General features: G+C 38.0%; 1 protein-coding gene. It reads right to left on the bottom strand.

Features of this window, described 5'->3' with window-relative positions; genetic code table 11:
* Window positions 1-2727, bottom strand: a 2727-nt coding sequence (locus ACFIMX_RS02555) for a DEAD/DEAH box helicase family protein (RefSeq protein ID WP_375693984.1), incomplete at its 3' end; no start/stop codon positions are given.
* Between the last annotated feature and the right edge of the window lie 431 nt (window positions 2728-3158).

Raw genomic sequence — 3158 nt, 5'->3', positions numbered from 1 at the left:
CTCATTACGTAACACATCATCAACAGAATGAATGATAAAATCGACAACCTCAACGGGGGTATAAACAATGCCAAGCCTATCCGTTGTCTTCTTAAAAGCTTTGGTAAAAAAATCTTCGTAAAGTTTGATAATAAGATTTTGTCTTGCCTGTGGTTCTGTAATGCCAGAGGCACGGAACTTTACGCTGTCATAAAACTCTTGTAATTCTTTGGATTCTTCCTCAATATTGGTTTTATCGAGTTCGGTTAAGATTTTTTCCATTGCTTGCGAAATGGCATTGTTTTGCACAAATTCATTGCCCTCAAACAAGGCTTCAAACACAGGACGCGTCACAAGATGTTGCGCTAACATCTCAATCGCTTCTTCTTGCTTTATCTCACTGTTTAAGTTGTTTTTTAATTCCTTATAAAACGCATTAAAGGCATGAAAGGCTTCACTGTTTTCATCAGAAAGCATAGTTTGAAGGCGTGTGATATGGTTTTGTGCAATCTCAGCAACATTATTCGCCCATATGCCCCAATAATCACTCATAGTAGATTTTTTAACAATCAGTGTTTTGAGAGCATTGGGAAACTCAACAAAAAATGGTAATCTTCCTGTTACGCTATGACTATGTTGCGGTTCATGAGCTTGTGTTCCGATACGAAGTCCGGATTTTTCTGATTTTTCGTGGAGCGGGATTTCGTCAATAACCGTGGTGACATTCTCTAATTCGGTCTTTTTAGAAACTGTAACAATGTCGATGATAGAGCTTACGTCTTGTCCTAAGACCATCTGGTTAAGGGTTTTACTAAAATTCTCATCATGGGCAAGCAAAGCATTGAGAACTTGCCAGACAACACTGTATCTCTTATTGTTTTTTAATGCCTCTTCTGGTGAAACACCAGCAGGAACACCAACCGGCAAAATGATATAGCCCATCTTTTTTCCTTTTGCACGACGCATCACACGTCCTACCGCCTGTATCACATCCACTTGGCTTTTACGCGGGTGTAAAAACATAACCGCATCAAGGGAAGGAACATCAACACCTTCTGAAAGGCATCTTACATTGGTTAATATACGGCAGACATTCTCACCCGCATCTTCTTTTAACCAATCAAGTTTTATCGTACGGTTTTTGGCACCAGATTTTCCATTAATATGATCTGCTTGACAGTTAAGAAGGGGAATATTTTTATGGTTTTCATGAAGATTACGTAAATCTTTCTTAACTTCTTCATTGTTGAATGTTCTACATATGCGTTCAGAAGTATCAATATCTCTACAAAAAGCCAAAGCCCGATGCATGGGTCTTGTATCATCCCCAAGATCAATTTTCAGATCCATTTTGGTAAGAGCTTGATAACAACCCATGATCTTTGTTCTATCATCAAGAATAAGTTCATAATTCTTATCTGTCATCAGATGCTGGATAGATTTACTCACTTCTCCTTCATCAACACCTAAAACGATAATCTTGTAAGGCGTTAAAAGTCCATTTTTTACAGCATGGGAGAAACTATAAGAATAAAGGATTTTTCCATAAAGCTCTTCATCATCCATAGAAGCCAGAACAGCATCAATCTCATTAGCTTGTTTTTTGGCATTATCACTAAAGATACGAGGTGTTGCTGTCATATACAGACGTTTCTTGCCCCGAATAAGGCTATTATTATGAACCTTGATAAACTCAGATTCACTCTTGTCTGTTCCTAACACAGCTCCAGTGGTACGGTGTGCTTCATCACAAATGATCAGATCAAATTCGGGTAAATCATACTTTTTTTGCGCATCCGAAATCACTTGTATTGAATGGTAGGTAGCAAAGACCACTGTCATGGCATCAGGAGAAACCTTATTGGCTTTTTCTCCAAGCTTTTGAGAATCTGTTGTTGCTGGTAGAGCGAGATCCGAGACATCGAGTTCGGCAGCATCATCTTGGGCTTTACGACGCTTGCCAACTTGTGTATCAGAACACACCGCAAAGGAACGCAAGGGTATCTCTGTATCTGCTGTCCATTCTCTTATTGTTTGTGACATTAAAGAAAGAGAGGGGACAAGGAATAAAACATGTTTACCTTGACCAGCAAGAGCTTCTGCTATCTTCAGACTGGTAAAGGTCTTTCCCGTTCCACACGCCATAATCAGCTTGCCGCGGTCTGCTTCTTGTAAACCGTCACAAACAGCTTTAAGCGCTTCTTGTTGATGATCTAAAAGCTTTTTTGGTTCTTTTTTCTTAAGAGTAGCTTCCCCTTTGCTTTCAAAGGTTGACCAATCTATTTGACTGTTTTCCAGATCAAAAAGATTAATCCGTTGAATGCGGACTCCTTGTCCTTCACAGGTGAGATCGGCATTGTTACTCCAATTACCTTCGGTGCTATCAACCAGAATACGGCGTGTGAAGATCTTTTTTCCCGAGGCAGCAATAAAGCTATCAATATCTTCTTTCTTGATCTGATGATTTGCACTATAAAACTTACATTGAATAGCGGCATATCCTTCTTCATCACGAATTTTAGCAACCAGATCAATGCCAATATCACGCCCATCTTCCCCATGCTCTTTTGCCCATTCACAATAGGTTTGAACCTTTTCGTATTCTTGGCATTGTAGAGGGTCTTGCGTCAAATAAGCAATTACAAACTTTTCAAAAGAAGTTCCTCTATCGCGCGCACTTTCTGTATGATCACGGTAGGATTGTAACAGAGAGCGTAATGTCAGTGGTTTGTTATGAGATTGAAGCATTTATAATAAAACCCCACCGCTTTATAAGCGTTGATCTATCGGTGTCAAAAAACTTTAAATAGAATTTGCTAGATCTATTTAAAACAAATAGCAATAATAAAATAAAAAAAGGGCACTAAAGACCCACAACCTGCTTAAAAAGAAATTTTATTAAAGGCTGCTTATCCACAGCCCATGACATGGAATAAGATCAGCAAAATAGTGAAATTTGCTGTTCGTTTCACGGATTAATCAAGACAAATGAACTATGTACATAAAAATATCAGAATGAGTATTTTGATGCATTTTATAGATAGGTTTTGAAGGTTTCTTACACTCTCAAAATACCTTCAAAAATATACCGCGGGTTGTATTTATAGGTTGTGTTTTAATATAGATTGTATCTCTAAAATGCTAATATATTGAAATATAATGACTTTTATTTTTCGATT

This window comes from Bartonella sp. AD24XZML, assembly GCF_042196485.1.
Taxonomy (GTDB): domain Bacteria; phylum Pseudomonadota; class Alphaproteobacteria; order Rhizobiales; family Rhizobiaceae; genus Bartonella.
Note: the sequence above shows the minus strand (reverse complement) of the source record. Positions and strands in the feature narration are given on the sequence as shown.